The organism is Streptomyces sp. NPDC051578 (assembly GCF_044454045.1).
Lineage (GTDB): Bacteria > Actinomycetota > Actinomycetes > Streptomycetales > Streptomycetaceae > Streptomyces.
The window spans coordinates 2,014,474-2,036,175 of record NZ_JBITDH010000001.1; the positions used below are offsets into that span (position 1 = coordinate 2,014,474).

The 21,702-nt window shown below is 68.1% G+C and carries 30 protein-coding genes; 5 read left to right on the plus strand and 25 right to left on the minus strand.

Annotated elements, in window-relative coordinates:
* Positions 1–72: 72 nt before the first annotated feature.
* The 25 genes from map to ACIA6C_RS09180 all read right to left on the minus strand — a co-directional run bounded on the left by map (position 73) and on the right by ACIA6C_RS09180 (position 14,528).
* Positions 73–909 carry a type I methionyl aminopeptidase gene (gene map, locus ACIA6C_RS09060; RefSeq protein ID WP_361133925.1) on the minus strand — a complete coding sequence of 279 codons (837 nt, stop codon included), beginning with the start codon at positions 907–909 and terminating at the stop codon, positions 73–75.
* A gap of 91 nt (positions 910–1,000) precedes the next feature.
* The gene (locus tag ACIA6C_RS09065; protein ID WP_366080276.1) at positions 1,001–1,648 is read right to left on the minus strand and encodes an adenylate kinase; all 648 of its coding nucleotides are present in this window, start codon (positions 1,646–1,648) and stop codon (positions 1,001–1,003) included.
* Entirely contained in the window at positions 1,648–2,961 is a 1,314-nt protein-coding gene (gene secY, locus ACIA6C_RS09070; RefSeq protein ID WP_190183002.1) for a preprotein translocase subunit SecY, read from the minus strand. The genes ACIA6C_RS09065 and secY overlap by 1 nt, the downstream gene beginning before the upstream one ends.
* 186 nt (positions 2,962–3,147) lie before the next feature.
* Positions 3,148–3,603, minus strand: a complete 456-nt coding sequence (gene rplO / locus ACIA6C_RS09075) for a 50S ribosomal protein L15 (RefSeq protein WP_030154704.1) — start codon at positions 3,601–3,603, stop codon at positions 3,148–3,150.
* A gap of 2 nt (positions 3,604–3,605) precedes the next feature.
* A complete protein-coding gene (rpmD, locus tag ACIA6C_RS09080; protein ID WP_053682614.1) occupies positions 3,606–3,788 on the minus strand; it encodes a 50S ribosomal protein L30 in 183 nt (60 codons plus the stop codon).
* Positions 3,788–4,390, minus strand: a complete 603-nt coding sequence (gene rpsE / locus ACIA6C_RS09085) for a 30S ribosomal protein S5 (protein ID WP_190183000.1) — start codon at positions 4,388–4,390, stop codon at positions 3,788–3,790. The genes rpmD and rpsE overlap by 1 nt, the downstream gene beginning before the upstream one ends.
* 45 nt (positions 4,391–4,435) lie before the next feature.
* Positions 4,436–4,819 carry a 50S ribosomal protein L18 gene (gene rplR / locus ACIA6C_RS09090; protein ID WP_030026334.1) on the minus strand — a complete coding sequence of 128 codons (384 nt, stop codon included), beginning with the start codon at positions 4,817–4,819 and terminating at the stop codon, positions 4,436–4,438.
* A gap of 2 nt (positions 4,820–4,821) precedes the next feature.
* Positions 4,822–5,361: a 50S ribosomal protein L6 gene (rplF, locus tag ACIA6C_RS09095; protein WP_053682616.1), complete on the minus strand. Its 540-nt coding sequence runs from the start codon at positions 5,359–5,361 to the stop codon at positions 4,822–4,824.
* A 20-nt stretch (positions 5,362–5,381) separates the two neighbouring features.
* Positions 5,382–5,780, minus strand: a complete 399-nt coding sequence (gene rpsH / locus ACIA6C_RS09100; protein WP_007265911.1) for a 30S ribosomal protein S8 — start codon at positions 5,778–5,780, stop codon at positions 5,382–5,384.
* A gap of 223 nt (positions 5,781–6,003) precedes the next feature.
* Positions 6,004–6,189, minus strand: a complete 186-nt coding sequence (locus tag ACIA6C_RS09105) for a type Z 30S ribosomal protein S14 (RefSeq protein WP_003956452.1) — start codon at positions 6,187–6,189, stop codon at positions 6,004–6,006.
* 5 nt (positions 6,190–6,194) lie between these two features.
* Positions 6,195–6,746 (minus strand): 50S ribosomal protein L5, encoded by a 552-nt coding sequence (rplE, locus tag ACIA6C_RS09110; protein WP_030298216.1) that lies wholly within the window; start codon positions 6,744–6,746, stop codon positions 6,195–6,197.
* A complete protein-coding gene (gene rplX / locus ACIA6C_RS09115) occupies positions 6,746–7,069 on the minus strand; it encodes a 50S ribosomal protein L24 (protein ID WP_136213229.1) in 324 nt (107 codons plus the stop codon). Before rplX ends, rplE begins: the two co-directional genes overlap by 1 nt.
* A 2-nt stretch (positions 7,070–7,071) precedes the next feature.
* On the minus strand, positions 7,072–7,440 hold the full coding sequence (rplN, locus tag ACIA6C_RS09120; protein ID WP_003956455.1) for a 50S ribosomal protein L14: 369 nt from the start codon (positions 7,438–7,440) through the stop codon (positions 7,072–7,074).
* Positions 7,441–7,571: 131 nt separating this feature from the next.
* Positions 7,572–7,856: a 30S ribosomal protein S17 gene (gene rpsQ / locus ACIA6C_RS09125; RefSeq protein WP_008739702.1), complete on the minus strand. Its 285-nt coding sequence runs from the start codon at positions 7,854–7,856 to the stop codon at positions 7,572–7,574.
* On the minus strand, positions 7,856–8,080 hold the full coding sequence (rpmC, locus tag ACIA6C_RS09130) for a 50S ribosomal protein L29 (protein ID WP_008739703.1): 225 nt from the start codon (positions 8,078–8,080) through the stop codon (positions 7,856–7,858). Before rpmC ends, rpsQ begins: the two co-directional genes overlap by 1 nt.
* Positions 8,080–8,499 (minus strand): 50S ribosomal protein L16, encoded by a 420-nt coding sequence (gene rplP / locus ACIA6C_RS09135; RefSeq protein WP_112447745.1) that lies wholly within the window; start codon positions 8,497–8,499, stop codon positions 8,080–8,082. The genes rpmC and rplP overlap by 1 nt, the downstream gene beginning before the upstream one ends.
* Before the next feature lie 5 nt (positions 8,500–8,504).
* The gene (gene rpsC / locus ACIA6C_RS09140) at positions 8,505–9,344 is read right to left on the minus strand and encodes a 30S ribosomal protein S3 (RefSeq protein WP_007265905.1); all 840 of its coding nucleotides are present in this window, start codon (positions 9,342–9,344) and stop codon (positions 8,505–8,507) included.
* Complete coding sequence (rplV, locus tag ACIA6C_RS09145; RefSeq protein WP_136213228.1) at positions 9,344–9,691, minus strand: 50S ribosomal protein L22; 348 nt, start codon at positions 9,689–9,691, stop codon at positions 9,344–9,346. Before rplV ends, rpsC begins: the two co-directional genes overlap by 1 nt.
* 43 nt (positions 9,692–9,734) lie before the next feature.
* Positions 9,735–10,016, minus strand: a complete 282-nt coding sequence (rpsS, locus tag ACIA6C_RS09150) for a 30S ribosomal protein S19 (RefSeq protein ID WP_043230274.1) — start codon at positions 10,014–10,016, stop codon at positions 9,735–9,737.
* Positions 10,017–10,028: 12 nt separating this feature from the next.
* The gene (gene rplB / locus ACIA6C_RS09155; protein WP_136213227.1) at positions 10,029–10,865 is read right to left on the minus strand and encodes a 50S ribosomal protein L2; all 837 of its coding nucleotides are present in this window, start codon (positions 10,863–10,865) and stop codon (positions 10,029–10,031) included.
* 40 nt (positions 10,866–10,905) lie between these two features.
* Positions 10,906–11,229 (minus strand): 50S ribosomal protein L23, encoded by a 324-nt coding sequence (rplW, locus tag ACIA6C_RS09160; protein WP_037792012.1) that lies wholly within the window; start codon positions 11,227–11,229, stop codon positions 10,906–10,908.
* Entirely contained in the window at positions 11,229–11,879 is a 651-nt protein-coding gene (gene rplD, locus ACIA6C_RS09165) for a 50S ribosomal protein L4 (protein WP_031152736.1), read from the minus strand. Before rplD ends, rplW begins: the two co-directional genes overlap by 1 nt.
* Before the next feature lie 5 nt (positions 11,880–11,884).
* A complete protein-coding gene (gene rplC / locus ACIA6C_RS09170; protein WP_007265899.1) occupies positions 11,885–12,529 on the minus strand; it encodes a 50S ribosomal protein L3 in 645 nt (214 codons plus the stop codon).
* Between the two features lie 14 nt (positions 12,530–12,543).
* On the minus strand, positions 12,544–12,852 hold the full coding sequence (gene rpsJ / locus ACIA6C_RS09175) for a 30S ribosomal protein S10 (RefSeq protein WP_003948644.1): 309 nt from the start codon (positions 12,850–12,852) through the stop codon (positions 12,544–12,546).
* 476 nt (positions 12,853–13,328) lie between these two features.
* A complete protein-coding gene (locus ACIA6C_RS09180) occupies positions 13,329–14,528 on the minus strand; it encodes a hypothetical protein (RefSeq protein ID WP_399273943.1) in 1,200 nt (399 codons plus the stop codon).
* Positions 14,529–14,674: 146 nt separating this feature from the next.
* On the opposite strand from ACIA6C_RS09180, the gene ACIA6C_RS09185 reads away from it, so the two are divergent.
* The 5 genes from ACIA6C_RS09185 (at position 14,675) to ACIA6C_RS09205 (ending at position 21,591) form a co-directional block, all read left to right on the plus strand.
* A complete protein-coding gene (locus ACIA6C_RS09185; protein ID WP_399273945.1) occupies positions 14,675–15,298 on the plus strand; it encodes a hypothetical protein in 624 nt (207 codons plus the stop codon).
* Positions 15,298–19,845, plus strand: a complete 4,548-nt coding sequence (locus ACIA6C_RS09190; RefSeq protein ID WP_399273947.1) for a putative T7SS-secreted protein — start codon at positions 15,298–15,300, stop codon at positions 19,843–19,845. Before ACIA6C_RS09185 ends, ACIA6C_RS09190 begins: the two co-directional genes overlap by 1 nt.
* On the plus strand, positions 19,842–20,276 hold the full coding sequence (locus ACIA6C_RS09195; RefSeq protein WP_399273949.1) for a hypothetical protein: 435 nt from the start codon (positions 19,842–19,844) through the stop codon (positions 20,274–20,276). Before ACIA6C_RS09190 ends, ACIA6C_RS09195 begins: the two co-directional genes overlap by 4 nt.
* A gap of 447 nt (positions 20,277–20,723) precedes the next feature.
* Complete coding sequence (locus ACIA6C_RS09200) at positions 20,724–21,227, plus strand: hypothetical protein (RefSeq protein WP_399273951.1); 504 nt, start codon at positions 20,724–20,726, stop codon at positions 21,225–21,227.
* Positions 21,199–21,591 (plus strand): hypothetical protein, encoded by a 393-nt coding sequence (locus ACIA6C_RS09205; protein WP_399273953.1) that lies wholly within the window; start codon positions 21,199–21,201, stop codon positions 21,589–21,591. Before ACIA6C_RS09200 ends, ACIA6C_RS09205 begins: the two co-directional genes overlap by 29 nt.
* The last annotated feature ends 111 nt before the right edge of the window (positions 21,592–21,702 follow it).

Sequence of the window (21,702 nt, forward strand, 5' to 3'; positions counted from 1 at the left end):
AGCCGACGAGTCAGTCTACGGCAGGGCACCCAGAAAGACGAATCCGGAAAGTTTGCCCTACACCATAGATCATTAACCAAGGGGGTCCGGCGCGGTCGTCACGCCGTATTGCGCCAGCTTCGCCTTGCCGCAGTCCGGGCTGGTCAGGACGATCGGGCCCTCTTCCGTCAGGGCGATCGAGTGCTCCCAGTGGGAGGACCAGGTCCCGTCCGTGGTGATGACCGTCCAGTCGTCCGCCAGGACCTCCGTGTGGGCGGTGCCGAGCGAGACCATGGGCTCGATCGCCAGGCAGACGCCCGGGACCAGCTTGATGCCCTTGCCCCGCTTGCGCGAGACGTAGTTCAGCAGGTGGGGGTCCATGTGCATCTCGGAACCGATGCCGTGGCCGCCGTAGTCCTCGATGATCCCGTACTTGCCGGTGGCCGGACGCGGCTGGCGGCGGATGTAGCCCTCGATCGCCTTCGAGATGTCCACCAGGCGGTTGCCGAGCTTCATCGCGGCGATGCCGGCCCACATCGACTCCTCGGTCACCCGCGAGAGCTCGATCAGCTCCGGAGCGTGACCGGTGCCCACGAACGCCGTGTACGCGGCGTCGCCGTGCCAGCCGTCCACGATCGCGCCGGCGTCGATCGAGATGATGTCGCCGTCCTTGAGGACCGTCTTGTCGTCCGGGATGCCGTGGACGACGACCTCGTTCACCGAGGTGCAGATCGTCGCGGGGAAACCGCCGTAGCCGAGGAAGTTCGACTTCGCACCGGCGTCCGCGATGACCTTGCGGGCCACCATGTCCAGGTCCCGGGTCGTGGCGCCCGGCACGGCCGCCTCACGGGTCGCCGCGTGGATCGCGGCGACGACCAGCCCCGCCTCGCGCATCTTCGCGATCTGCTCGGGCGTCTTGAGCTGCACCATGGAACGGCCTTCCACCTTCTGAAATCGGACTTCTCAACAGTACGGCCGCGGTGTCCCTGGGACACCGCGGCCGTACCTGCACGACTGGGGACTACTTCTTCAAGGCGTCCATCGCGCGCCGCGTGACGTCCGCGACCTCACCGAGGGCGGGGATGGTCGACACGAGGCCCTGGGCCTTGTAGTAGTCGATGATCGGCTCGGTCTCCGCGTGGTAGACGGACAGCCGGTTGCGGACCGTGGCCTCGGAGTCGTCTCCGCGCTGGTACAGCTCGCCGCCGCAGTGGTCGCAGACGCCTTCCGTCTTCGGCGGCGCGTACGTCACGTGGAAGACGTGCGCGGAGTCCTTGCGGCAGGTCCGGCGGCCCGCGATGCGCTTGACGACCTCGTCCTCCTCGACCTCCAGGTCGAGGACGGCGTCCAGGGCGAGCCCGGCCGCCTTGAGGATCTCGTCCAGCGCCTCGGCCTGGGAGAGGTTGCGCGGGAAGCCGTCGAGCAGGAAGCCGTTCTCGGCGTCGGGCTGCTCCATCCGGTCCTTGGCCATGCCGATGGTGACCGAGTCCGGGACGAGCTCGCCCGCGTCCATGTACGACTTGGCGCTCTTGCCGAGCTCGGTGCCCTGGCTGATGTTGGCGCGGAACAGGTCACCCGTGGAGATGTGCGGGATCGACAGGTTCTTGGCGAGGAACGCGGCCTGTGTTCCCTTGCCGGCGCCGGGGGGCCCGACGAGGACGATACGCATCAGCGGAGGAACCCTTCGTAATTACGCTGCTGGAGCTGGCTCTCGATCTGCTTCACGGTTTCCAGACCCACACCCACGATGATGAGGATGCTCGTCCCGCCGAACGGGAAGTTCTGGTTCGCTCCGAAGCCTGCCAACGCCATTGTCGGCACGAGAGCGATCAGACCCAGGTACAGCGACCCCGGCCAGGTGATCCGGTTGAGTACGTAGCTCAGGTACTCGGCGGTAGGCCGGCCGGCGCGGATGCCCGGGATGAACCCACCATACTTCTTCATGTTGTCTGCAACTTCCTCGGGGTTGAACGAGATCGCCACGTAGAAGAAGGCGAAGAACACGATCAGGAGGAAGTAGGCGGCGATGTAGTACGGGTGGTCGCCCTTGACGAAGTGCTTCTGGATCCAGGTCGCCCAGCCCGCCGTCGAGCCGCTGAACTGCACGACCAGTGCCGGGATGTACAGCAGCGACGAGGCGAAGATGACCGGGATGACACCGGCCTGGTTCACCTTGAGCGGGATGTAGGTCGAGGTGCCGCCGTACGCGCGGCGCCCGATCATGCGCTTCGCGTACTGGACCGGGATCCTGCGCTGCGCCTGTTCGACGAAGACGACCAGGGCCACCATCGCCAGGCCGACGAGGATCACCACTCCGAACTCGACCCATCCGTCAGCGATCTTGCCCTGGAGCTTGATCTGCCACATGGCGCCGATGAAGCCGGCCGCGATCGAGATGAACATGAGGATCGACATGCCGTTGCCGATGCCGCGGTCGGTGATCAGCTCACCGAGCCACATGACGACACAGGTACCGGCGGTCATGGTGAGCACCATCGTGATCATGGTGAAGATCGAGCGGTCCGAGACGATCTCGGTGCGGAGCTGGCAGGACCCGAAGAGCGCGCCCGTCTTGGCGGTGGCCACCAGACCCGTGCCCTGGAGGATCGCGAGCGCGACCGTCAGGTAACGCGTGTACTGGGTGATCTTCGCCGTGCCGGACTGCCCCTCTTTCTTGAGGTTCTCCAGCTTCGGGATGACCACGGTCAGCAGCTGCAGGATGATGCTCGCCGTGATGTACGGCATGATTCCGAGCGCGAAGATCGTGATCTGCAGCAGTGCGCCACCGCTGAACATGTTGACGAGGCCGAACAGGCTGTTGCCGGTCCCTGCCTGGTCCACACAGAACTGGACGTTCTTGTAGTTCACGCCGGGGACCGGGATGTGGGACCCGAGGCGGAACAGCACGATGATGGCGAGCGTGAAGAGCAGCTTCTTGCGCAGGTCGGGCGTCTTGAACGCCCGGGCGAACGCGGTGAGCACGGTGCCTCCTGCGACCCCCGCGCTACTGCGTCAGAGGTGACGGTCTGAGGGATCGGTGAATACGTACAAGCAAAGGTGCAGGCCACCTTACCGGCGACTGCGCCCCCCGTGGAACGACCAACCGGGGATGCCCCATATGTGAGGCATCCCCGGTCGGGTTTTAGCTATTTGTCACGTGAGTTCGTCTTAGACGAGCTCGGTGACGGTGCCGCCGGCAGCGGCGATCTTCTCCTTGGCGGAGGCGGAGACGGCGTCAACCGAAACCGTCAGCGCCACGGAGATCTCGCCCTGGCCCAGGACCTTGACGAGGCTGTTCTTGCGCACCGCGCCCTTGGCGACCAGGTCGGCCACCGTGACCTCTCCACCCTCGGGGTAGAGAGCGCCGAGCTTGTCCAGGTTGACGACCTGGAACTCGGTGCGGAACGGGTTCTTGAAGCCCTTGAGCTTCGGCAGGCGCATGTGGAGGGGCATCTGCCCACCCTCGAAGCGCTGCGGGATCTGGTAACGGGCCTTCTGGCCCTTCGTACCACGACCGGCCGTCTTACCCTTCGACGCCTCACCACGACCGACACGGGTCTTCGCGGTCTTGGCGCCGGGGGCGGGACGGAGGTTGTGGGCCTTCAGCGGGCTGTTCTCAGCCATGATTAGTCAACCTCCTCAACCGTCACGAGGTGGCGGACGGTCTGCACCATTCCGCGGAACTCGGGGCGGTCCTCCTTGACGACCACGTCGTTCAGGCGCTTGAGCCCGAGCGAACGCAGAGTGTCGCGGTGGTTCTGCTTGCTGCCGATGTACGACTTCGTCTGCGTGATCTTGAGGCGGGCCATCAGACACCCGCCCCAGCACGCGCACGAAGCAGGGCCGCGGGGGCGACGTCCTCGAGGGGCAGACCACGGCGAGCCGCGATCTCCTCGGGACGCTGCAGGCCCTGGAGGGCCGCCACGGTCGCGTGCACGATGTTGATCGCGTTGTCGGAGCCCAGGGACTTCGACAGGATGTCGTGAACGCCGGCGCACTCCAGAACGGCGCGCACCGGGCCACCGGCGATTACACCGGTACCGGGGGAAGCAGGCTTGAGCAGGACGACGCCCGCGGCCTTCTCGCCCTGGATCGGGTGAGGGATGGTGCCCTGGATGCGCGGAACCTTGAAGAAGTTCTTCTTGGCTTCCTCGACACCCTTGGCGATGGCCGCGGGAACTTCCTTGGCCTTGCCGTAACCGACACCTACAGTGCCGTCACCGTCGCCCACCACGACCAGCGCGGTGAAGCTGAAGCGGCGACCACCCTTGACAACCTTGGCGACGCGGTTGATCGCGACAACGCGCTCAACGTAAGCGGTCTTCTCGGCGGCAGGGCCACCGTCGCGACCCTTCCGGTCCCGCCGCTCGCCGCCACCGGCACCGCTTCCGCGGCGCTGGGGTCCAGCCATTGGATTACCTCTCTCTGTTACGTCCGTGAGTCCCGGAACCGGGGCTTAGAACTTCAGCCCGGCTTCGCGGGCGGCGTCAGCCAGAGCGGCAATGCGCCCGGCGTATCGGTTGCCACCGCGGTCGAACACGACGGTCTCGACACCCGCGGCCTTGGCACGCTCGGCGACGAGCGCGCCGACAGCCTGGGCCTGGGCGCTCTTGTCGCCTTCGCCACCGCGGATCGAAGCGTCCAGGGTCGACGCGGACGCCAGGGTGTGACCCTGGAGGTCGTCGATGACCTGAGCAACGATGTTGCGGTTGGAACGCGTCACGACGAGGCGCGGACGCTCCGCCGTACCCGAGACGTTCTTGCGGATGCGGATGTGGCGGCGAGCCTTGGCAGCGCGCTTGTACGCGTCGCCCTTGGCGATCTTCACACCGTATGCCATGGCTACTTACCAGCCTTTCCGACCTTGCGGCGGATGACTTCGCCGGCGTACTTGACACCCTTGGCCTTGTACGGGTCGGGCTTCCGCAGCTTGCGGATGTTGGCGGCGACCTCGCCGACCTTCTGCTTGTCGATGCCCTCGACCGTGAACTTGGTGGGCGACTCGACCTTGAAGGAGATGCCCTCGGGCGCCTCGATCAGGATCGGGTGGCTGTAACCAAGCTGGAACTCCAGGTCGGAGCCCTTCGCGGCGACGCGGTAACCGACACCGCTGATCTCGAGAGCCTTGACGTACCCCGTGGTCACACCGGTGATCATGTTCGCCACCAGCGTGCGGGACAGGCCGTGCAGGGCCTTGTTCTGACGCTCGTCGTTCGGGCGGATGACGTTCAGGACGCCGTCCTCACCCTTGGCGACGGCGATGGGCGCAGCGACGGTGTGCGAGAGGGAACCCTTGGGGCCCTTCACCGCGACCGTGCGGCCATCGATGGTGACGTCCACACCGGCGGGAACCTGGATGGGGAGCTTGCCGATTCGCGACATTGCTTTTCCTCCGTTCCCGACTACCAGACGTAGGCGAGGACTTCCCCACCTACGCCCTTCTTGCCTGCCTGCTGGCCGGTGAGGAGACCGTGGGACGTGGAGATGATCGCCACGCCCAGGCCGCCGAGCACCTTCGGCAGGTTGGTGGACTTCGCGTACACGCGCAGACCGGGCTTCGAGATCCGCTTGATGCCCGCGATGGAGCGCTCACGGTTCGGCCCGAACTTCAGCTCGAGGACGAGGTTCTTGCCGACCTCGGCGTCCTCGACCTTCCAGCCGGTGATGAAACCCTCCTGCTTGAGGATCTCTGCGATGTGCGACTTGATCTTGCTGTGCGGCATCACGACGGTGTCGTGGTACGCCGAGTTAGCGTTACGCAGACGGGTCAGCATGTCTGCGATCGGGTCAGTCATGGTCATGAAGTGGCCTTCGGCCTCTCTCGCCGGGGTTTCCTGTATGCGCCATCCCTCTCCCCACTCAGTGGCGGGACGGGTGCGGTGCGGGGACCTACGGCGTAGTAAGTCGTTATGGGCGGCGGACGCCCAACCACACAAGCCTAAGGCATGCGCGGCCGGGCATCCGCCGACCAGATGCTTACCGAGAGTGCCTGGAGACTTCCCAAGTCCTTGCGGACGGAGGGAACTACCAGGAGCTCTTGGTCACGCCCGGCAGCTCGCCACGGTGAGCCATCTCACGAAGGCACACGCGGCACAGGCCGAACTTGCGGTACACGGAGTGGGGACGACCGCAGCGCTGGCAGCGGGTGTACGCACGCACACCGAACTTGGGCTTGCGGGCAGCCTTCGCGATGAGAGCCTTCTTCGCCATCTCGCTTACGCCTCCTTGAAGGGGAAGCCGAGGTGACGAAGGAGGGCACGGCCCTCGTCGTCGTTGGTCGCCGTGGTGACCACGGTGATGTCCATACCCCGGGTACGGTCGATCTTGTCCTGGTCGATCTCGTGGAACATGACCTGCTCCGTGAGACCGAAGGTGTAGTTGCCACGGCCGTCGAACTGCTTCGGCGACAGACCACGGAAGTCACGGATACGCGGCAGCGCGAGCGACAGCGTACGGTCCAGGAACTCCCACATGCGGTCACCACGGAGGGTGACGTGGCAGCCGATCGGCTGACCCTCACGCAGCTTGAACTGCGCGATGGACTTGCGGGCCTTCGTGACGGCCGGCTTCTGACCGGTGATCGTCGTCAGGTCGCGGATGGCGCCGTCGATCAGCTTGGAGTCGCGGGCGGCGTCGCCCACACCCATGTTGACCACGATCTTCACGAGGCCGGGGATCTGCATGACGTTCTCGTAGGAGAACTCCTCACGCAGCTTGCCCGCGATGTCCTCGCGGTACTTCGTCTTGAGACGCGGAGTGGTAGCCATCAGATGTCCTCACCCGTCCGCTTGGCAACGCGGATCTTGTTGCCCTCGTCGTCGAAGCGGTAGCCGACGCGGGTGACGACCTTCTGGCCGTCCTTCTCCACGACCAGCTGAACGTTGCTGACGTGGACCGGCGCCTCGGTGATCACGATGCCACCGGTCTGCGAACCGCCAGCGGTCTGACCGGCCTTCGTGTGCTTCTTGACCCGGTTGACACCCTCGACGAGGACGCGGTTCTCGCTGGGCATGGCCGCGATGACCTTGCCCTGCTTGCCCTTGTCCTTACCGGTGATGACCTGGACCAGGTCGCCCTTCTTGATCTTCATGCTTACAGCACCTCCGGCGCGAGCGAGATGATCTTCATGAACTTCTTCTCGCGCAGCTCACGGCCCACGGGGCCGAAGATACGGGTGCCGCGAGGGTCGCCGTCGTTCTTGAGAATGACAGCGGCGTTCTCGTCGAAGCGGATGTACGAGCCGTCCTGGCGGCGGCGCTCCTTGACGGTGCGAACGATGACCGCCTTGACGACGTCACCCTTCTTCACGTTGCCACCGGGGATCGCGTCCTTGACGGTGGCGACAATGACGTCACCGATGCCCGCGTAGCGGCGACCGGAGCCACCGAGAACACGGATGCAAAGGATTTCCTTGGCACCAGTGTTGTCGGCGACACGCAGTCGCGACTCCTGCTGGATCACGTCTATCTCCTGATTGTCTGCCGGTTCCCGGCGAGGGGTCCGTTACCGGAGCCCCTCGCCGAGCCTGGCGGAACTGACCTGAGGGAAACCCCCCAGGCTATGTCTGGCGGAACTCGCTTGCGCGAGGTTCCTTACTTGGCCTTCTCGAGGATCTCGACGATGCGCCAGCGCTTGCTCGCCGACAGCGGACGCGTCTCCATGATGAGGACGCGGTCGCCGACACCGGCAGCGTTCTGCTCGTCGTGAGCCTTGAGCTTGTTCGTACGGCGGATGACCTTGCCGTACAGGGCGTGCTTGACGCGGTCCTCGACGGCGACGACGACGGTCTTGTCCATCTTGTCGCTGACGACCAGACCCTCGCGGGTCTTGCGGAAACCGCGCTGCTCAGTGGTCTCAGTCACGTTCTTCTCGCTCATCAGGCGCTCTCCACCGTCTCGATACCGAGCTCACGCTCGTGCATCAGGGTGTAGATGCGAGCGATGTCCTTACGGACGGACTTGAGCCGGCCGTTGTTCTCCAGCTGACCCGTGGCCGCCTGGAAGCGCAGCTTGAACAGCTCTTCCTTGGCCTCGCGCAGCTTGCCAACGAGCTCCTCGTTACCGAGCTCACGCAGCTCGGACGCCTTGGTTCCCGTCGCCATCACGACTCACCTGCCTCGCGCCGAACAATCCGGCACTTCATCGGAAGCTTGTGAGCAGCGCGGGTGAGCGCCTCACGAGCAATCTTCTCGTTCGGGTAGGACAGCTCGAACATGACCCGGCCCGGGTGCACGTTCGCGATCCACCACTCGGGAGAACCCTTACCGGAACCCATGCGGGTCTCGGCGGGCTTCTTCGTCAGCGGGCGGTCCGGGTAGATGTTGATCCAGACCTTGCCGCCACGCTTGATGTGGCGGGTCATCGCGATACGAGCCGCCTCGATCTGGCGGTTCGTCACGTACGCCGGGGTCAGCGCCTGGATGCCGTACTCGCCGAACGAGACCTCAGTACCGCCCTTGGCCATACCGCTGCGCTTCGGGTGGTGCTGCTTGCGGTGCTTGACCCTACGAGGGATCAGCATGTCGGTCAGGCCTCCGTTCCGGTGCTCTCGGCCGGAGCGGCGGCGGGGGCGTCGGCCTTGGGGGCCTCGGCACCAGCAGCCTGCTGCGGCTTGCGGCCACCACGGCCGCCGCGCTCGCCACCACGGCCACCACGGCCGGCGGGACGGTCGCCAGCGCCGGCACCACGGGCCGGGCGGTTACCCGCACGGGCCGCAGCGTTCTCGGCGCGAACCTCGGCGATGTTCTTGACGTCGCCCTTGTAGATCCAGACCTTCACACCGATACGGCCGAAGGTGGTCTTGGCCTCGAAGAAGCCGTAGTCCACGTTCGCGCGCAGCGTGTGCAGCGGCACACGACCCTCGCGGTAGAACTCGGAGCGGGACATCTCGGCGCCGCCGAGACGACCGCCACACTGGATCTTGATGCCCTTGGCGCCGGCCTTCATCGTGCCCTGCATGCTCTTGCGCATGGCACGACGGAAGGAGACGCGGGAGGAGAGCTGCTCGGCAACGGCCTGGGCGACCAGCTGGGCATCGAGCTCGGGGTTCTTGACCTCGAGGATGTTCAGCTGGACCTGCTTGCCCGTGAGCTTCTCGAGGTCGCCGCGGATGCGGTCGGCCTCGGCGCCACGGCGGCCGATGACGATGCCCGGACGAGCGGTGTGGATGTCCACACGCACGCGGTCACGGGTGCGCTCGATCTCAACCTTCGAGATGCCGGCGCGCTCCATGCCGGACGTCATCATCCGACGGATGGCGACGTCTTCCTTGACGTAGTCCTTGTACAGCTTGTCGGCGTACCAACGCGACTTGAAGTCGGTGGTGATGCCGAGCCGGAACCCGTGCGGGTTTACCTTCTGGCCCATTACCGGGAACCTTCCTTGCTGCTGACGACCACGGTGATGTGGCTGGTCCGCTTGCGGATCCGGTAGGCACGGCCCTGGGCGCGCGGACGGAACCGCTTCAGGGTCGGACCCTCGTCCACGAACGCCTCGCTGATGAACAGCGAAGAAGCGTCCGGGTGGTTGTAGTTGTGTGCGGCGTTGGCAATGGCGCTGTCCAGCACCTTGCCGACCGGCACGCTCGCGGCCTGCGGGGCGAAACGCAGGACCGCCTGAGCCTCCGTGGCATCCATGCCACGGATAAGGTCCACCACGCGGCGGGCCTTCATGGGCGTGACGCGGATGTACCGCGCCTGGGCCCTGGCTTCCATGGTTGTCCCTTCGGTGTAAGTCATAGTCGTTACCACCCCGCCTTTAGCGGCGCTTCGACTTCCGGTCGTCCTTGACGTGGCCGCGGAAGGTGCGAGTCGGCGAGAACTCGCCGAGCTTGTGGCCGACCATCGACTCGGTGACGAACACCGGGACGTGGGTCTTGCCGTTGTGCACCGCGATGGTGTGACCCAGCATGGCCGGGATGATCATCGAGCGACGGGACCAGGTCTTGATGACGTTCTTGGTACCAGCTTCGTTCTGAGCGTCCACCTTCTTGATGAGGTGTCCGTCGACGAAGGGTCCCTTCTTGAGACTGCGCGGCATCTAAACCCGCTCCTAGCGCTTCTTGTTCGTCTTGCGGCGGCGGACGATGTACTTGCTCGAAGCCTTCTTCGGCGAGCGAGTACGACCCTCCTTCTGACCCCACGGGGAGACCGGGTGGCGACCACCGCTGGTCTTGCCCTCACCACCACCGTGCGGGTGGTCAACCGGGTTCATCGCGACACCGCGGACGGACGGGCGAACGCCCTTCCAGCGCATGCGGCCGGCCTTGCCCCAGTTGATGTTCGACTGCTCGGCGTTGCCGACCTCGCCGACCGTGGCGCGGCAGCGCGCGTCGACGAGACGGATCTCACCGGACGGCATGCGGAGGTGGGCCATGGTGCCCTCCTTCGCCAGCAGCTGCACGGACGCACCCGCGGAGCGGGCGAACTTCGCACCGCCGCCGGGACGCAGCTCGATCGCGTGGATGGTCGTACCAACCGGGATGTTGCGCAGCGCCAGGTTGTTGCCCGGCTTGATGTCGGCCGTCGGGCCGTTCTCAATCCGGTCACCCTGCTGCAGACCGCGCGGCGCGATGATGTAGCGCTTCTCGCCGTCGGCGTAGTGCAGCAGCGCGATGCGCGCGGTGCGGTTGGGGTCGTACTCGATGTGCGCGACCTTGGCCGGCACGCCGTCCTTGTCGTGACGACGGAAGTCGATCACGCGGTAGGCGCGCTTGTGTCCACCACCCTGGTGGCGAACGGTGATCCGACCGGTGTTGTTACGGCCGCCCTTGCTGTGCAGCGGGCGAACCAGCGACTTCTCCGGCGTGGACCGCGTGATCTCGACAAAGTCGGCGACGCTGGAGCCACGACGGCCCGGGGTCGTCGGCTTGTACTTGCGGATACCCATTTCTCAGTCCTCGTCCGATTCCGGACGACTCAGGACTCCGTTAGGAGGCCTGGCCGCCGAAGATGTCGATTCGGTCGCCCTCAGCGAGGGTCACGATGGCGCGCTTGGTGTTGGCGCGCTTGCCGAAACCGGTCTTGGTGCGCTTGCGCTTACCCTGACGGTTGATCGTGTTGACCCCGGTGACCTTGACCGAGAAGACCGCCTCGACGGCCTGCTTGATCTGGGTCTTGTTGGCGCCAGGCGCGACGATGAACGTGTACTTGTTCTCGTCCAGCAGCGCGTAGCTCTTCTCCGAGACAACCGGCTTGATCAGCAGGTCGCGCGGGTCAGTGAAGGTCTTGCTGGTAACGGTCGCCTCAGACATCAGGCGTCGCTCCCTTCGGTCTCATCGGCCTTGGGGCCAGACACGAAGGACTCCAGCGCGGCCTGGGTGAAGACCACGTCGTCAGAGACGATCACGTCGTACGTGTTCAGCTGGCCCGGCTCCAGGATGTGAACCTGGGGCAGGTTGCGGGCGGACAGCCACGCGGCCTCGTCGGCACGCTCGACGACCAGGAGCAGGTTCTTGCGCTCCGAGATCTTGCCGAACAGCGTCTTGGCGGCCTTCGTGGAGGCGGCACCCTCGACCACGCCGGTGACGACGTGGATGCGGGAGTGACGCGCGCGGTCCGAGAGGGCACCGCGGAGGGCGGCGACCTTCATCTTCTTCGGGGTCCGCTGCGAGTAGTCACGCGGCTGCGGGCCGTGGACGACGCCACCGCCGGCGAACTGCGGAGCGCGGGTGGAACCCTGACGCGCGCGGCCGGTGCCCTTCTGGCGGTACGGCTTGCGGCCACCACCACGGACTTCGCCACGGGTCTTGGTCTTGTGCGTGCCCTGACGGGCAGCTGCCAGCTGTGCGACGACGACCTGGTGGATCAGCGGAACGCTGGTCTTCGCGTCGAAGATCTCCGCGGGGAGCTCGACGGTACCGGCCTTGTCGCCTGCCGGCGAAAGGATGTCAATGGTGCTCATTAACCTCAAGCCCCCTTGGCCGCGGTACGGACCAGGACGAGGCCGCCGTTCGGACCGGGGACTGCGCCCTTGATGAGGAGCAGACCCTTCTCCGCGTCTACCGCGTGGATGGTCAGGTTCTGGGTGGTGACGCGCTCGTTGCCCATACGACCAGCCATGCGCATGCCCTTGAAGACACGCCCAGGGGTGGCGCAGCCACCGATCGAACCGGGGGAGCGGTGCTTGCGCTGCACACCGTGACCGGCGCCGAGGCCCCGGAAGTTGTGCCGCTTCATGACACCGGCGAAGCCCTTGCCCTTGCTGTTGCCCGTGACGTCGACCTTGACGCCGGACTCGAACACCTCAGCAGTGATCTCCTGGCCGAGCGTGTACTCGCTGGCGTCGGAGGTGCGGAGCTCCACCAGGTGGCGGCGGGGGGTCACGTCGGCCTTGGCGAAGTGGCCCTTGAGGGGCTTGTTCACCTTGCGCGGGTCGATCTCGCCGAAGGCGATCTGGACCGACTCGTAGCCGTCGATGTCGTTCGTACGGACCTGGGTAACGACGCAGGGTCCGGCCTTGACCACGGTCACCGGGACGACACGGTTGTTCTCGTCCCAGACCTGGGTCATGCCGAGCTTCTCGCCCAGGACGCCCTTGATCTGCTTTGCCATCTTCTCGACGCCTCTCAGAGCTTGATCTCGATGTCAACGCCGGCCGGAAGGTCCAGGCGCATCAGCGAGTCAACGGTCTTGGGAGTCGGGTCGAGGATGTCGATCAGGCGCTTGTGCGTGCGCATCTCGAAGTGCTCGCGCGAGTCCTTGTACTTGTGCGGCGACTTGATGACGCAGTACACGTTCTTCTCAGTGGGCAGCGGCACCGGGCCCGCGACCGACGCACCAGTGCGCGTCACCGTCTCGACGATCTTCTTCGCCGAGGAGTCGATGACCTCGTGGTCGTAGGCCTTGAGCCGGATGCGGATCTTCTGTCCCGCCATGGCTACTCCGTAGTCCTGTCTGTTGTGGAAACGCTCTGGCTCCCGGGCGGCTGTGGATCTCTCCACCGCTTCCCTCCGACCCACGCGGTCGGGCGTGTCGCACTCCCTCTACAGAAAATTCCCATACGGAAATTCCCTCGTCCAAGGGGGTGCGGTCCCAGGACCGCGCTTCGGGGGAGAAACACCCACCGGGTGCCTGGTGGGCCCCGTGCTGACACTTCCCGAAAGATTCCCGTACGTCCGCCCCCATTGCTGCCCCGAGGGACAGTTAGAGGCGACGAGTACTGTGGGACTCGCTTCCGGTCCTCCCGGCGGGAGGCGCGCAGCATCGGCACTCAACCGAGCAACTTGAGTAGTCTGCCACACGAGACACGTACTGCGCCAATCGGGCGCAGAACAATACCCGGCCGCGCGGACACGTCAAACTACGCCGCGACGTTTTTCCGGTGGGGGACCTCCGAGGGCCGGACCGGCGCTCAGGAACGTGAGGCGGTCCCGCATCCCTCCTGCGGCCGCGCGTCGATGCTCTTGCTCCGGTCGTACGGATCGACCGGGGAACCCGAGGGCGCCGGTCCTCGATCGTCGGGGTCCGAGAAGAAGGACGGGTGCACGTACCCGTCGAACCGGTCGCAGGCGCTGTTCGCGAGGTCCTGCCGGTAGGACGCGAGCCGCACGGTGCCGGGCGTCACCCGCCACTTGGCGGGGTCGGCGACCACGAGAGTGAGCTCGCGCCGCATGATGGTGCGCGCGACGTCCTCCGGGTTCCCGCCCATCTTCACGAAGGGGTAGACGAAGGAGTAGTCCGCCTTCACCTGGGCCTCCCCGGCCCTCTCCCCCGGCTCGACCCACATCCGGCCCCGCACCTTGACCACGTCGCCGACGGGCCTCAGCTCGGCCGGGTCGTAGCGCGTGAACAGGTTCAGCGGGTCGTGCTCACGCGCCGGCTGCGCGAAGGAGGCGTCCAGCTCCTGACGCAGCTCCGCGTCCTGCGGGTCCAGCAGCTTGAGGGCCGCCTCGGGCCGCCCACCGCGCAGGACTGCGGGGTCCAGGTTGGCGGCCACCAGGAACTGCTTCGCCTTGGCCAGCGCGTCCGCGACCCGGTCCTCGGCCACCCCGCCGACCGCCGTCGCCTGCGGGACCTCGATCCCGGCGGCGCCGTCGGCCCACTGGAGCGCCGGCGAGCCGCGGAAGGGGTCCCGCGGGGTCGGCCGGTCGGGGTGCCCCTGCGCGGGCGCGCCCGTGGGGCGTACGGACTCCGCGGGCAGCGGAGCGGCGCTCCGGGCGTCCTTCCGGGCCTCCGCCTCAGCCGTGAGCCGGTCGATCAGCAGCTCCGGCCGTACGGCCACCAGCGCGAGCACGGCGATGAACCCGACGGCCGCGGTCGCCTTGAGCCGCCGCATGCCCTTCCGCCGGCCTTCCAGCTCCTGCCAGGCCGGCCCCGTCCGCCACCCGGCGGGCTCGGCGGCCTGCCGGGCCCTGCGCGCCTTGCGCCCCTTCCAGCCGCGCTCCCGGGCGGCCCGCTCCTCGTCCTCCTGGCGCAGCCGCTCCGTCACCATCCGGGCCCGCGCCGACGGCTCCTTCGGCGCCTGGCCCGCCCCGCTCTCCGCCTCCCGGACGAACCGCGCCCACTCCTCGTCGGACACGCCGGCTCCGCGCGCGTCGTCGCTGTTCCCCACCACTCCCCCTTGAGATGTCCACACCATGCGCTGCGGAGCCTCGCACACCCCCGGACCAGCTGTTTTCCGCCCTGGCCAAATCCCCACCACCCGGCACCGCATGTCCGAGGCGCCGCTTACCCTTGCCCGGACCATGGGGGTGGATCTTGAACACGGACAACGGCAAAGACCTGGAGATGGACCCGGTCGCCGTCAGGAACATCACGGACGGGCTGCGCGGGGCGATCGCCGAACTGCGCGAGTTCGCCCCGGACGCCGGCGCGACCGTGGGCGCGGGGCTCGAAAAGCTCGCGCTGACCGGCATGGAGGCCGGCCACCCGGATGTCACGTCCGTCTTCCGGGACCTGTGCACGCGCTGGGACTGGGGAGTGCGCGCCCTCGTCGAAGAGGTCAGTGGCCTGACGGCCGCGCTGAACATCTCCGCCGGGATGATCTGGGAGGAGGACCAGTACCGCAGGGGCACGTTCAAGGTCGCGGCCAACTCCGTGATCGGCGATCCGCACGCCGACGAGGACACGGTCGAGAAGACCTCCTGGGACGACATCAAGGCACCGTTTCGCCAGGAGACCCCGGAAGAGGCCCAGAAGGCGCGCGACGAGTTCCGGCAGCAATGGGAACAGGCCAAGCGGGACGCGGTGACCAAGGGCTACGGCGCCCAGCTGCTGGACGGGGCGGCCGCTGCTGGGGAGCTGGACCCCGCCGCCCTCGCCCTCGTGCGGGAACGGGCTCGCCAGGCGGAGCACGGCACCGCCCAGGAGGGTGAGCGCTGATGGGGCGCGACCTCCAGGGGTGGCTGGACGCCGGCAAGAGGGCCGTCGGCGACGGCGTCGAATGGGTGGGTGACAAGGCGGGGGCCGGTCTCGACAAGGCAGGACTCCATGAGGCCGCCGATGTCGTACGGGACGGCGCGGACAAGGTCGCCAACCGGCTCGGGGCGGAGGTCGAAGAGGCCGAGCTGGGCCACACCGACGACCCGAAGAAGCTGATCCACGGCAGCCCGTCCAAGCTCCGGGCGACCGCCTCGCACCTGGCGGACTTCCAGGCCGCCTTCGACAAGACCGGCGAGGGCCTCAAAGGGCTCGACGAGGACGGCATCAAGGGTGCCGCCGCCGAAGGATTCCGGGTGCTCGCGCAGAAGCAGCCGCCCAAATGGTTCGCGGCCGCGGACGCCTTCGAGACGGCCGCAGGGGCCCTGAACCACTTCGCGGACACGGTGGAATGGGCCCAGGGCCGCGCCAAGGAGGCGCTGGACGAGTACACCACCGCCGTCAGGACGTCACGGGCGGCCCACGACGCCTACAACAAGTGGGTCGACACGTACAACGCGGCGATCCGCAGCAAGCAGGACCCGCTGCCGGCCCGCCCGATGGGCTTCACCGACCCCGGGGCCGACGGCATCAAGGCGGCCCGCGAGAAGCTGGCCGAGGCGCGCCACCAGCGCGACGAGGCAGCGCGAACGGCGGTCCGGGCGCTGACGAAGGCGCGGGACGCCGCCCCGCCCCTGCCGTCCTTGGCCAGGCAACTGGTCTACGAGGGAGCCATTCGCGGACTCGGGCTGGAACACCAGGGCGGCGGGTTCATCAAGGGGCTGGCGGCCACGGTCGATTTCTTCCGCGCGGTCGACCCCCTGGATCCGTACAACCGCATGCATCCCACCGAGTACAAGATGCGGCTCAGCGGCCTGGGCGTCGGCATGCTGACGATGGCGAACGACCCCGCCGGGGCCGCTTCGCTGATGTACGAGCAGTTCATGAAGGACCCCGACGAAGCCCTCGGCAAGATCTACGCCGAGGTCGCCGGGGCGAAAGGGGCGAGCGCCGCCACCGGCGCGCTCCGCAAGACCTCCGTCCTGAGCCGGCTGGCCAACGGCGAACTGCCCAAGCCGCCCAAGCTCCCCGAGGGCCCGGCGGCCGGACACACCCCCTCGACCCGTGAGGGGCTCAAGGGCAACGAGGGGCCCGGAGCCCGCGAGAAGAGGAACGTCCCCTGCGAGGGCGACCCGGTCGACGTGGCGACCGGCCGGATGCTGCTTCCGCAGACGGACCTGGTCCTGCCGGGCTCGCTCCCGCTCGTCTTCACCCGGACCTTCGAGTCCTCGTACCGCTCGGGCCGGTGGTTCGGCCCCACCTGGGCGTCGACGGTCGACCAGCGCCTGGAAATCGACGCCGAGGGCGTCATCCTCGTCTGCGAGGACGGCAGCCTGCTGGCCTACCCCCACCCGGAGCAGGCCGGTCCTGCGGTCTTCCCCTCCCACGGCCGGCGCTGGCCGATGACGCGCGACGCGGACGGCGGCTACACCGTCACCGACCCCGAGTCGGGGTACGTGCGCCACTTCGCCGAAGACGGCGTCCTCACGCAGCTGGACGACCGCAACGGCGCCTGGATCTCGTACGCCTACGACGACACGACGGGCGCCCCGCTGTCGATATCCCACAGCGGCGGCCACGAGCTGCGCCTGACCACAGCGGACGGCCGAATAACCGGCCTGGCCCTGGCGGACGGCACCCAGGTCCTGCGCTACGGCTACACCGACGGCAACCTCACCGAGGTCACCAACTCCTCGGGCCTCCCCCTGCGCTTCGGATACGACGCACTGGGCCGGATCACTTCCTGGACCGACACGAACGACCGGCGCTTCGACTACGTCTACGACGAGCGCCACCGGTGCATCGCCCAGTCCGGTACGAACGGCCACCTGAACATCCGCTTCTCCTACGGGAACGGCGTCACGACCCTCACGGACTCCCTGGGCCACCGCAAGCGGTACGTGACCGACGACCGGGCGCAGGTCGTCGCCGAGACCGACCCGGCCGGGGCGACCACGCGCTTCGCGTACGACCGCTACGGCCGCCTGCTTACCCGTACGGATCCGCTGGGCCACACGACCCGCCTGACGTACGACGACGCCGGCCACCTGACGTCGGTGACCCGCCCGGACGGCAAGGTCGCGCGGGCGCGGTACAACGCCCTGGGCCTGCCGGTGACGCTCGTGTCGGCGGACGGCGCGACGACGACGCACACGTACGACGAGCAGGGCAACCGCACGTCCACCACCGACCCCACGGGCGCCACCACGCACTTCACCTACGACGTGCGCGGCCACCTGACCTCGGTCACGGACGCCCTGGGTCACACCACGACGTTCCGCTTCGACCCCGCGGGTCTGCTCGTCTCGGCGACGGATCCGCTGGGCGCGACGACCACGTACGCCCGCGACGCCTTCGGCCGCCCGGTCACGATCACGGACCCGCTGGGCCGCACGACCCGCCTGAGCTGGAGCGTCGAGGGCCGCCTGCTCCGCCGCGTGCACCCGGACGGTACGTCGGAGAGCTGGACGTACGACGGCGAGGGCAACTGCCTCACGCACACGGACGCCGCGGGCGGGGTGACGGTCGACGAGTACGGCGACTTCGACCTCCTCACCGCCCGCACCGGCCCCGACGGCGCACGGCACACGTTCGGCCACGACACGGAACTGCGCCTCACCACGGTCACCAACCCGCAGGGTCTGACGTGGAGTTACGCGTACTCCCCCACGGGCGAACTGTCCGCGGAGACGGACTTCGACGGTCGCACCCTCAGCTACGAGTACGACGCGGCCGGCGCCCTCACGACCCGCACCGATGCGCTGGGCAACACGGTCACCTACACCCGCAACGCGCTCGGGCAGATCACCCGCAAGACCACCGCCTCGGGCCCGACGGTGTACGGCTACGACTCCTCCGACCGCCTCGCCTCGCTGATCTCGCCGCAGTCCTCGATCACCTGGCTCCGGGACGGGGCGGGGCGGGTCCTGGCGGAGACGGTCGACGGCCGGACGCTCACGTACGCCTACGACGCCCTGGGGCGCCGCACGACCCGCACCACGCCCAGCGGTGCCGAATCCCACTGGACCTACGACGCGGCCGGCCACCGCACGTCCCTGACGACGGCCGGCCGCACGATCACCTTCGAGCGCGACGCCGCCGGGCAGGAACTCACCCGCAGCCTGGGCCCCGCGCTCTCCCTCACCCACGAGTACGACCTCCTGGGCCGCCTTTCCTCCCGGACGGTCGTCGGCCGGGACGGCCGTGCCCTCCAGCGGCGGGGCTACAGCTACCGCGCGGACGGCCACCTCACCGGGATGGACGACTCCCTGACCGGCCCGCGGACGTTCACCCTCGACGCGGCCGCCCGCGTGACGGCGGTGGACGCCGGCTCCTGGTCGGAGCGGTACGCCTACGACGAGGCGGGCAACCAGACCCACGCCAGCTGGCCGGACCGCCACCCCGGCGCCGACGCGCAGGGCGGCCGCTCGTACGAGGGCACCCGCATCACCCGCGCGGGGGCGGTCCGCTACGAGCACGACGCACTCGGCCGGGTCACCCTGCGGCAGAAGACCCGGCTCTCCCGCAAGCCGGAGACCTGGCGCTACGAGTGGAACGCCGACGAGCAGCTGTCGGCGGTCACCACCCCGGACGGCACCCGCTGGCGGTACGCGTACGACCCCCTGGGCCGCCGCACGGCGAAACAGCGCGTCACCAGCGCGGGCGCGGTCCTGGAGGAGGTCACCTTCACCTGGGACGGCACCACTCTCTGCGAGCAGACCACCGGCCCGGTCACCCTCACCTGGACGCACCAGGGCCTGCACCCGCTGACGCAGTCCGAGCGCATCGACGACGACACGGTGGACGACCGCTTCTTCGCCATCGTCACCGACCTCGTCGGCACCCCGACCGAGCTCCTCACCGAGGACGGCACCACGGCGTGGCGCACCCGCGCCACCCTCTGGGGCACCACCACCTGGAACCGCGACGCGACGGCCTACACCCCGCTCCGCTTCCCGGGCCAGTACTTCGACCCCGAGTCGGGCCTCCACCACAACGTCTTCCGCACCTACGACCCCGAAACCTCCCGCTACCTCACCCCGGACCCCCTGGGCCTGGCAGGCGGTCCGAATCCGTGCTGGTACGGGCCCAACCCCCTGGAATGGGTTGATCCCCTCGGCCTGGCCCTGTGCAGAGCAAAGCCCAGGCTGGAAGACGGGAACCCGAAAGAGGGCTGGCAGCATATCGACGAACGTCACATCTCGGGCAATCACGCATCAGGCCACGGAGACCTCATGCCTCCGTCTACAACCAGGCAGCAAGTGGAAGAGGCCGCCGCGACTATGATCGAGAAGGGGAATCGCGTATCCGATCCGGATCGCCGAATGCAGGTATTCGAGAAACGAATGAGCGTGAATGGTCTGCGCGCCCGCTATCGCCTGCTCGTGGATTCACACGACGGCAACCGCATCATCACCTTCTTCCCCGTCGGAAAGAGCTACACCCCATGATCGTGCAATTCACCGTTCGACCGGGTCAGGGCGAATCGAGCGGATTCGACCTCGGCGACATGCTGTGGACCGGCGAGCTGGGGGAAGCCCGCTCTGCGGGCCGGTCACCCGACCAGGGAATGATGATCCACGTTTCGGTCGCCCAACTCCTCGACTGCCTGCGTGAGTTCCTGACAGGACGGACGAAGACCGTGTCGTTCACGGGCGCTGACACCTCCTTCCAGCTGACGTTCGTGAAGGCAAAGAAGGGCATCAGCGTCACTGGGCCGTCGGGTCCCGTTTCGGTCCTCGCGCCCGGCGAGCTGGCAGAGACCGTACTTTCGGCAGCGGAGGAACTGGCACGCGAGCATCTCGACACCCTGCCCTCCGACGGCGTGGCAGATGACTACCTGGCCGCCCTCGGTGCGTTCCGGCTCATAGCACTGCCATAACGCCGAACGGATGCGGAAGGTCTTCGCGACACTCCCGGATGCACCTCCCGACACCGGGGACGACGTGGAGCAATTCCAGAGGGAGATCCCTCAGGACCGCTGACGCCGCATGTACGGAGTACCGGGACGCGGGGGCCGCGATGCGGGGGGCGGAGGGGTGGTGGGGTTAGAGGTGTGGGGTAAGTACTCGGGAAGCAAAAGAACCCTGCCAGACCCCTCCAGCCTCCCGCCGAGGGCGCGTCGCTCGGATGGGTGAATCGGAACAACTCGGCCGGCTTTCGCGGGGGTTGGCGGGCATATGCTCGGCCCGACAACTCCAGACATACGTCGGCCCCCGACGGGACTCGGAATCCCGGCGGGGGCCTGGCCTACCAGGAAGCGAAGCCCTTCCTCGCCTCCGGGCGCAATCGCGCGGATGCCCCCCGATCAGGTGTCATCCACGTCAACGTGCGGCACACCCGCCGCTTCACCGTGGTCGGCAACCACCTCGCCCAGCACGCCGAGATGTCCCTCGTGGCGATCGGTCTGGCGCTCCACATCCAGTCGCTGCCGGCCGGTTCCCGCATCGGCATCAAGGACCTCGCCGCCCGCTTCCCCGAGAGCGAGCACCGGATCGCCCGCGCGCTGCGCGAGCTGGAGGTGTACCTCGCCCGGACCCGCGTACGGCTGCCAGGCGGGCAGGTGGTCACCCGTACGGTGTCCTACAACCGCCCCGGCTGCGGAGGGGGAGGAAGACCCCGCCCCACATCCCGCGCCCCCTCGCGCGGCCACCCCGACCCCCGCGGCCCCGGCCACCGCGGCCACGCCCGACCACCCCGCCCCGGCCCCCGCGCCGCTCGCCGACCCCGCCCCGGCCGCCGAACCGCAGGCCCGGACCCAGGCCCTGCCCCCGCGGGACACCGGCCGACCCCTCCCCCGGCCGGTGACCTCCGACAGCTCCTGGCGGCGTGAGGCCGCCGTCGGCATCCTGGCGGACCTGCGGCGCACCGACCCCCGCCTCCTGCTCGGGGGGCAGGACATCGAGCGGCTCGCCCCCGCCGTCGAGTGCTGGCTGGAGCGCGGTGCCCGGCCCTTCGCCGTCACCGCCGCGCTCACGGCCCACCTGCCGTCCGAGCCGAGCAACCCCGCCGGGCTGCTCGCCCACCGGCTCACCGTCCAGATGCCGCCGGCCCAGGCGCCGACACCCCGCGCACCCGCCTTCGTACCGCCGCACCCGTTCCAGAACTGCACCGACGAGAGCTGCGGCCTCGCCTTCCGCGCCCTCGAACCGGGCCTGTGCGGAGAATGCCGAGCGGCCGGAGCGACCGTCGCGTAGCCCCGCAGTCCCCGCAATCCCCCGCAGTCCCCGCAATCCCCCGGCAGTCCCCGTGGCACCCGGAGCCCCCAAGGCCCCCGGCCTCGCCACCGCGTACGACGAAGGGCCCCT

Coding starts and splice junctions, on each gene's coding strand:
- map (WP_361133925.1), bottom strand. CDS start 909: ATGGTGCAGCTCAAGACGCCCGAGCAGATCGCGAAGATGCGCGAGGCG.
- ACIA6C_RS09065 (WP_366080276.1), bottom strand. CDS start 1,648: ATGCGTATCGTCCTCGTCGGGCCCCCCGGCGCCGGCAAGGGAACACAG.
- rplO (WP_030154704.1), bottom strand. CDS start 3,603: ATGGCTGAGAACAGCCCGCTGAAGGCCCACAACCTCCGTCCCGCCCCC.
- rpmD (WP_053682614.1), bottom strand. CDS start 3,788: ATGGCCCGCCTCAAGATCACGCAGACGAAGTCGTACATCGGCAGCAAG.
- rpsE (WP_190183000.1), bottom strand. CDS start 4,390: ATGGCTGGACCCCAGCGCCGCGGAAGCGGTGCCGGTGGCGGCGAGCGG.
- rplR (WP_030026334.1), bottom strand. CDS start 4,819: ATGGCATACGGTGTGAAGATCGCCAAGGGCGACGCGTACAAGCGCGCT.
- rplF (WP_053682616.1), bottom strand. CDS start 5,361: ATGTCGCGAATCGGCAAGCTCCCCATCCAGGTTCCCGCCGGTGTGGAC.
- rpsH (WP_007265911.1), bottom strand. CDS start 5,780: ATGACCATGACTGACCCGATCGCAGACATGCTGACCCGTCTGCGTAAC.
- ACIA6C_RS09105 (WP_003956452.1), bottom strand. CDS start 6,189: ATGGCGAAGAAGGCTCTCATCGCGAAGGCTGCCCGCAAGCCCAAGTTC.
- rplE (WP_030298216.1), bottom strand. CDS start 6,746: ATGGCTACCACTCCGCGTCTCAAGACGAAGTACCGCGAGGACATCGCG.
- rplX (WP_136213229.1), bottom strand. CDS start 7,069: ATGAAGATCAAGAAGGGCGACCTGGTCCAGGTCATCACCGGTAAGGAC.
- rpsQ (WP_008739702.1), bottom strand. CDS start 7,856: ATGAGCGAGAAGAACGTGACTGAGACCACTGAGCAGCGCGGTTTCCGC.
- rpmC (WP_008739703.1), bottom strand. CDS start 8,080: ATGGCGACGGGAACCAAGGCGTCCGAGCTGCGTGAGCTCGGTAACGAG.
- rplP (WP_112447745.1), bottom strand. CDS start 8,499: ATGCTGATCCCTCGTAGGGTCAAGCACCGCAAGCAGCACCACCCGAAG.
- rpsC (WP_007265905.1), bottom strand. CDS start 9,344: ATGGGCCAGAAGGTAAACCCGCACGGGTTCCGGCTCGGCATCACCACC.
- rplV (WP_136213228.1), bottom strand. CDS start 9,691: ATGGAAGCCAGGGCCCAGGCGCGGTACATCCGCGTCACGCCCATGAAG.
- rpsS (WP_043230274.1), bottom strand. CDS start 10,016: ATGCCGCGCAGTCTCAAGAAGGGACCCTTCGTCGACGGACACCTCATC.
- rplB (WP_136213227.1), bottom strand. CDS start 10,865: ATGGGTATCCGCAAGTACAAGCCGACGACCCCGGGCCGTCGTGGCTCC.
- rplW (WP_037792012.1), bottom strand. CDS start 11,229: ATGTCTGAGGCGACCGTTACCAGCAAGACCTTCACTGACCCGCGCGAC.
- rplD (WP_031152736.1), bottom strand. CDS start 11,879: ATGAGCACCATTGACATCCTTTCGCCGGCAGGCGACAAGGCCGGTACC.
- rplC (WP_007265899.1), bottom strand. CDS start 12,529: ATGGCAAAGCAGATCAAGGGCGTCCTGGGCGAGAAGCTCGGCATGACC.
- rpsJ (WP_003948644.1), bottom strand. CDS start 12,852: ATGGCGGGACAGAAGATCCGCATCCGGCTCAAGGCCTACGACCACGAG.
- ACIA6C_RS09190 (WP_399273947.1), top strand. CDS start 15,298: ATGGGGCGCGACCTCCAGGGGTGGCTGGACGCCGGCAAGAGGGCCGTC.
- ACIA6C_RS09195 (WP_399273949.1), top strand. CDS start 19,842: ATGATCGTGCAATTCACCGTTCGACCGGGTCAGGGCGAATCGAGCGGA.